Consider the following 379-nt stretch of genomic DNA (forward strand, 5'->3'; position numbering starts at 1 on the left):
TCTACCCCTGACGTCCACGTTTCCGCTGGAGAGCTCAACCAGTCCGTTTTCACCCACCTCATAGAGGGTGAAGCCACCGCTGTAAAGATGCAGCTCCCACATCCTTCCGAACTCACTCCCCTCATCGAAGTATAGAACGGTCGGTTCGTAGGTTATCTTCCTGTTGTGGATTACGTCGTAAAAGACCTCCGCGTGGACGTAGGTTTCCGCCAGTTCTTCGTCCGCGAACTTTATTGTGAAGACGAAGTTTTTACCCGGGTCTCTGCTCGATGTCAATACGCTTATCCAGTCGATAACGTCCCTTTCTCCCGGCGAGAAGGCCATCGAGCTTATCGGCCCGGCGTAGCTGAAGTTGGCCTTAACCATCGTCACCGGCACT

Annotated in this window: 1 pseudogene; it reads right to left on the bottom strand. The window is 53.6% G+C overall.

Annotation, left to right across the window (positions count from 1 at the left end):
* Window positions 1-372, bottom strand: a pseudogene (locus tag E3E51_RS13005) (hypothetical protein); the annotation flags it as partial.
* Window positions 373-379 lie beyond the last annotated feature (7 nt).

Origin of the sequence: Thermococcus sp. 21S7 (assembly GCF_012027615.1) — an archaeon.
GTDB lineage: Archaea > Methanobacteriota_B > Thermococci > Thermococcales > Thermococcaceae > Thermococcus.